General features: G+C 70.0%; 5 protein-coding genes. 1 reads left to right on the top strand and 4 read right to left on the bottom strand.

The window, feature by feature from the left end:
- Positions 1–418 precede the first annotated feature (418 nt).
- Positions 419–1,459 carry an NAD(P)-dependent alcohol dehydrogenase gene (locus ACFWBT_RS41200; protein ID WP_385709428.1) on the bottom strand — a complete coding sequence of 347 codons (1,041 nt, stop codon included), beginning with the start codon at positions 1,457–1,459 and terminating at the stop codon, positions 419–421.
- Positions 1,460–1,632: 173 nt separating this feature from the next.
- Between ACFWBT_RS41200 and ACFWBT_RS41195 the strand changes: the two genes are divergently transcribed.
- A complete protein-coding gene (locus tag ACFWBT_RS41195; protein ID WP_385709425.1) occupies positions 1,633–2,547 on the top strand; it encodes a helix-turn-helix domain-containing protein in 915 nt (304 codons plus the stop codon).
- 230 nt (positions 2,548–2,777) lie between these two features.
- Here the strand turns inward: ACFWBT_RS41195 and ACFWBT_RS41190 are convergent, their stop codons facing one another.
- The 3 genes from ACFWBT_RS41190 to ACFWBT_RS41180 form a co-directional block, all read right to left on the bottom strand.
- Entirely contained in the window at positions 2,778–3,548 is a 771-nt protein-coding gene (locus ACFWBT_RS41190; protein WP_385709423.1) for a group II truncated hemoglobin, read from the bottom strand.
- A 109-nt stretch (positions 3,549–3,657) separates the two neighbouring features.
- Positions 3,658–4,341 (bottom strand): ABC transporter ATP-binding protein, encoded by a 684-nt coding sequence (locus ACFWBT_RS41185; RefSeq protein WP_385709420.1) that lies wholly within the window; start codon positions 4,339–4,341, stop codon positions 3,658–3,660.
- Between the two features lie 41 nt (positions 4,342–4,382).
- Positions 4,383–5,858 (bottom strand): ABC transporter permease, encoded by a 1,476-nt coding sequence (locus tag ACFWBT_RS41180; protein ID WP_385709417.1) that lies wholly within the window; start codon positions 5,856–5,858, stop codon positions 4,383–4,385.
- Positions 5,859–5,936 lie beyond the last annotated feature (78 nt).

Genomic DNA, 5,936 nt, shown 5'->3' with positions numbered 1-5,936 from the left:
CCTCGTACTGGATGTACTTGGGCTTTCGGCCGGTGCGGCGAGAGTGCGTGCCGGGAGTCGCGACGGGGCGAACGTTGCCTGTCGCGGCACTAGGCACCCCGTCCGGGGAGGCCGGAGCACGGCAGAAGAGCCGGCGGCCGGAGAGACCCGGACGGCGCGCGCCCGAACGCGGGGGACCGCCTTCCCGGACGGGCCGCCCCCGCCGCCGGGGTCTGCGGCCGGACCCGGCAGCCGTACGAACGGTCGGCGCCGGAAGCACGAAGGCGCCGTTCCGGTCGTACGACGGGAACGGCGCCCTGAGGCCATGCGCATCGGACCGGCCAGGACTGCCTGGCCTGGCCCGTCAGGACCGCGGCGTCGGCCAGGACCGCGGCGTTGGCCAGGCCGGCGAGGTCGAGGTCGAGGTCGGCCAGGAGCGCTAGATCGTGGCGGTGTCGATCACGAAGCGGTAGCGGACGTCGCTCGCCAGCACCCGCTCGTAGGCCTCGTTGATCTCGGACGCGCTGATCAGCTCGATCTCGGCGCCGAAGCCGTGCTCGGCGCAGAAGTCCAGCATCTCCTGGGTCTCCTGGATACCGCCGATGCCGGAGCCCGCGAGGGTCTTGCGGCCGCCGATCACCGAGAAGAGGTTGAGGCGGACCGGCTCCTCGGGCGCGCCCACGTTCACGAAGGCGCCGTCCGTGCGCAGCAGGGCGAGGTAGGCGTCCAGGTCCAGCGGGGCGGAGACCGTGGACAGGATCAGGTCGAAGGTGCCGCGCAGCTCCTCGAAGGTCTTCGGGTCGCTGGTGGCGTAGTAGTGGTCGGCGCCGAGCTTCAGACCGTCGTCCTTCTTGCGCAGCGACTGGGAGAGGACCGTGACCTCGGCGCCGAGCGCGTGCGCGATCTTGACGCCCATGTGGCCGAGACCGCCCATGCCGAGGACGGCGACCTTCTTGCCGGGGCCCGCGTTCCAGTGCTTGAGCGGGGAGTACGTGGTGATGCCGGCGCAGAGCAGCGGCGCGGCCACGTCGAGGGAGATGCCGTCGGGGATGTGGAGGGTGTAGTTCTCGTCGACGACGATCTTCTCGGAGTAGCCGCCGTAGGTGGGCTCGCCGTCCTTGCCGACGGCGTTGTACGTGCCCACGCCACCGCCGGTGCAGTACTGTTCCAGGCCGGCCTTGCAGTTGTCGCACGCGCGGCAGGAGTCGACCAGGCAGCCGACGCCCACGCGGTCGCCGACCTTGAACTTGGTGACGCCGGAGCCGACCTCGGAGACGATGCCGGCGATCTCGTGGCCCGGCACCATCGGGAAGATGGCCTCTCCCCAGCCCTCGCGGGCCTGGTGGATGTCGGAGTGGCAGATGCCGGCGAACTTGATGTCGATCAGGACGTCGTGCTCTCGGACCTCGCGGCGCTCGATGGTGGTGCGCTCCAGCGGGGCCTTGGCGGCGGGAGCGGCGTACGCGGCGACAGTGGTCATGCCGGGGTTCTCCTCGGGAGGGGGTGGACCGTGCCCGGCTGTCTTCCGTCGGGCACGGCTTCCAGCCTGCCCGATCCCTCGGGATTCACCCAGGTCACGGCTCTGCGTATGTTCGCTGGTCCTACTACTGGCGGGGTCAGGCTCGCCTGCGTACGACGGTGAATACTGGACGGATGGATGAACAGCCCTCTGCGGGGCCCGCCGGTGGGGCCACTCACCCGCTGGACCGGCGCGCCGAGCTCAGCGAGTTCCTGCGCAGCCGCCGCGCCCGGCTGAAGCCGGAGGACGTCGGCATGCCGGACTTCGGACGGCACCGCCGGGTGCCCGGGCTGCGCCGCGAGGAGCTGGCCCAGCTGGCCGGGGTGTCCGTCGCCTACTACACGCGCCTCGAGCAGGGCAACGGACGCAATGTGTCGGCGGAGGTGCTGGACGCGATCGCGCGGGCGCTGCGCCTGACGGACGCCGAGCACAACCACCTCACGCATCTCGCGAAGCCCAAGCAGCACAAGAAGAAGCAGACGGCCCGGCCGCAGCAGGTGCGGGGTGCCCTGCGTCAGCTGCTCGACACGTTCGACGGCGTTCCCGCGTACATCACCGGGCGGCGCTCGGACGTGCTCGTCTGGAACCGGATGGCCGCGGCCGTCTTCGGGGACTGGTCGGAGCTGCCGCCGCAGGAGCGGAACTGGGCGCGGATGGTCTTCCTCAGGCCCGAGTACCGGGACCTGTTCGTGGAGTGGGAGCAGAAGGCGATCGACATCGTCTGTCTGCTGCGCATGGACGCGGGCTGCCATCCGGACGACCCGCGGCTGGCGGCGCTGGTCGGTGAACTGTCCTTGAAGAGCGAGGACTTCCGGCGGCTGTGGGCGACGCACGACGTGAAGGAGAAGAGCCACGGGGTGAAGCTGCTGCGGCATCCGCTGGTGGGCGACCTCGCCTTGCAGTTCGAGTCGTTCCGGCTGGTCGGCGATGCCGAGCTGGCGCTGGTCACCTATCACGCGGAGCCGGGGTCGAGCTCGGCGGAGGCGCTGCGGCTGCTGGCCTCGTGGGGGACCGACGCGACCCGCGCGGGCACTTCCTCACCCCAGTAGACGTCACCCCCGGTACGCGTAACTCCTGTAGATGTCACCCCCGGTGCGCGTCGCCCTCGTAGAGGTCGCCCTCGTAGACGCCACCCCCGCTACGCGTGACCCCGTGGCCGTCGTGCGGCGGGAGGCGTCGTCCCGTCGCCGCGCCGGGATGGGGGGTGGGCCTTCGCCCGGTGGTCGCCCCGTCGCACCGGTGCGGGCGACGGGGCAGCCCCGCGGGGCCCGGCCGGGCGTCACGGCTGGTACGGCGGCGCGGCCCCCCAGGTCCACTTCGGTACCGGCTGCTCCGCCGGCGGCTTCGCGTCCGGGCCGGAGAAGTAGACGGCCAGGCGCGTGCCCCACTCGGTGTACGCGAGGAAGGCGGAGCGGAACTCGGCGTCGGTGGGGAGTCCCGCGTCGTCGGCCGCGTCCTGGAGCAGATTGACCCAGCGGCGGCGCTGCGCCTCCGTGATGCCCTTGCCCAGGTGCTTGGCGACCATGTGACCGTGGCCCCCCTGGGTCTCGGAGTACGCCGCCGGTCCGCCGAAGACCTCAGCGAGCCAGAGGGCGACATGAGCGGCGTGCTCGGGGGCGAGGTCCGCGAACACGGGCGCCAGGAGATCGTCCTTGAGGACCTTGTCGTAGAACGCCTCGGTGAGGCGGGTGAAGGCCTCGTCGCCGCCCGCCCAGGCGTAGAGCGTGGGCACGGAGGCGCCCGGGCCACGCACCGACGTCGGCTTGTAGTGGCGCATCTCCTCGATGTTGCCGATGAAGGGGCGGATCTCGGCGAGGAAGTCGGGGAAGAGCTCGGAGTTGCGGAAGCCCTCGACGTGGTCCTCCGTCGAGGTCCAGGTGATCCTCAGGACGAAGTGCTCGAAGTCCTCCTCGCAGCGCGCGAGTTCGTAGTCGACGCACTGCGGAGCCGCGGCGAGCTGGACCGCGGCCCGGGTATAGGCGGCGAGGAACTCCGCCGACTGCTGCTCGGAAATCCGGTAGCGGATGTATTCGACTGTCGAAACGGTCATGCCCCCACACAAACACGAACGGCCACCGGAAGCCCTCTTTCCGGTGGCCCGTTCGCTCCTGGCACATCTCTCCGCCCGCGTCGCGGACGGAGGGGGTCGGCCCGTCCCGCTACGCTCCCGCGTTCTCCTTGACGGTGATCCTCCCCTTGCGGATGGTCGCGACGCGCGGGGCCTTCCTCGCGATCGAGGAGTCGTGCGTGACCATGATGAAGGTGAGCCCGTGCTCCTTCCACATGGCTTCGAGTACGTCCATGATCTCGTCGCGCATGGACTCGTCCAGGTTGCCGGTGGGCTCGTCGGCGAGCAGCACCTTGGGCTGCTTGACCAGGGCGCGGGCGATCGCCACACGCTGCTGCTGACCGCCCGACAGTTCGGCGGGCAGGTGTCCGAGCCGTTCGGCGAGCCCCACGGACTCCAGTGCCGCGGCGGCCCGTTCACGCCGTTCCTTCGTCTTCACACCGAGCGGTACGAGCGCGGTCTCGACGTTCTCCTGGGCGGTGAGCGTGGGGATCAGGTTGAAGCTCTGGAAGACGAAGCCGATGTTCTCGCTGCGCACCCTGGTGAGTTTCGCCTCGGACAGCTTCGCCATGTCGGTGCCGTCGAGTTCGACGCTGCCCGCGGTGGGACGGTCGAGCCCGCCGAGCATCTGGAGAAGGGTGGACTTGCCGCCACCGGTGGGGCCCTGGATGACGAGCCGGTCGCCGTCGCCGATCGTCAGGTCGATTCCGGCGAGCGCGTCGATCGTTTCCTTGCCCCGCGTATAGCGCTTGGTGACGCCTCTGAGTTCGTACATGGTGCAACTCCTGGGATACGTAAGTACGTGAGGGGCGGGGCCTATTCGACGCGGCGCAGGGCGTCCGCGGGGCGCAGCCTGGAGGCCCGCCAGCCGCCGAAGGCGCCGGCGATCAGACCGCCGGCGACGGCCAGGGCGACCGCGACGACGATGGTGTCGACGCTGACGGGCGCGGTGAGCGCGACGTCGAGGGCTTTGGACGCGGTCTGCCGTGCCGGGCCGCCGAAGCCACCGCCGCCGGGACCGCCGCCCGGGCCGCCGAAGCCACCGCCGCCCGTGTTCCCCAGCTGTGCCTGGAGGTTGGGGCTGATCTCGGTGACGACGTAGGCGCCCGCGAGGCCGAGGGCGATACCGAGGGCGCCGCCGACCAGGCCGTTGACGATGGCCTCGCCGACCACCTGGCGGGTCACCCGGCTCGACTTCCAGCCGAGTGCCTTGAGGGTGCCGAACTCGCGCACCCGGCGGGAGACGGCGGAGGAGGTGAGCAGTCCGGCGACCAGGAACGCGGCCACGAGCACCGCGATCGACAGCCACTTGCCGACGTTCGAGGCGAGGTCGGAGGCGGTGGACAGGGAGCCGGAGACGGTGTCCGCGAGGTCGGCGGAGGTGGTGACCGTCGTGCCCGAGATGTTCTTCTGGATGGTGCTCTTGACGCCGGAGATCTGCTGCGAGTCGGACGCCTTGACGTAGATCGTGGTGACCTTGTTCTTGGAGTCGCTGAGCGTCTGCGCCTGTTGGAGCGGCATGTAGAGGTTGGCCGCCGCGTCACCGCTGTCGGGTGTCGCGATGCCGATGATCTTGTACTTGACGCTCTTGACGGTGACGGTGCCGCCGAGCTTGAGCTTCTTCTCCTTGGCGTACGACGTGTCCGCGACGACGACCTTGGCGTTCGTCTCGGAGGTCTTGAACGTACGACCGCTGGTGATCTTCGACGAAGTCAGCGGGCCCAGGGCGGGCTTGGTGACGTCGGTGCCGTAGACCGAGTAGTTGTTGACGTCGAAGTCGGCGCCGCCGCCCTTGACGGTGCCCTGCGGTGAGGGCTGGGCGCCACCGCCACCCCGACCGCCTTGTTGGTTGCCGCCGTTGGGGGCCTGCTGGAACTGACCGCGGGTGAACTGGCCGTTGACCCGGATGACTTGGAGGCTCAGTCCGCCGACGGCGTCCGCGACGCCGTTCTGGGAGCCGACCTTGGCGACGGTGGAGGAGGCCAGGGTCTGGAAACCCTGGACCATGACGCGGTCGCTGCTCTGCTCCTTGTCGGAACCGCTCTCCCTCGCGTCGAAGTTGAAGCGCGGGCGCTCGCTGGAACCGGTGGCCGGCGCGGCGGCCTTGGTGACCGTCATGTCGGTCCCCAGCCCGTACAGCGACTGGAGGACCTTGCCCTGGGCCTTTTCCATGCCCGAGGACACGGAACTGACCACGATGACCAGGGCTATGCCCAGGGCGAGCCCGGAGGCGACGACGAGGGCCGCCTTTCTGCGGCGGCGCAGTTCGCGCCTCAGGTAGGTGAAGAACATGGCCGCAAGCTAGGTACGGCGCGTGATGAAGGCATAAGGCCGAAATAAGAGAACGATGAGAAGGCTGTGGCCGGGCCC

Origin of the sequence: Streptomyces sp. NPDC060027, assembly GCF_042737005.1 — a bacterium.
Lineage (GTDB): Bacteria > Actinomycetota > Actinomycetes > Streptomycetales > Streptomycetaceae > Streptomyces.
The sequence above is the reverse complement of the archived record's forward strand: the minus strand, read 5'-3'. Positions and strand labels throughout refer to the sequence as shown.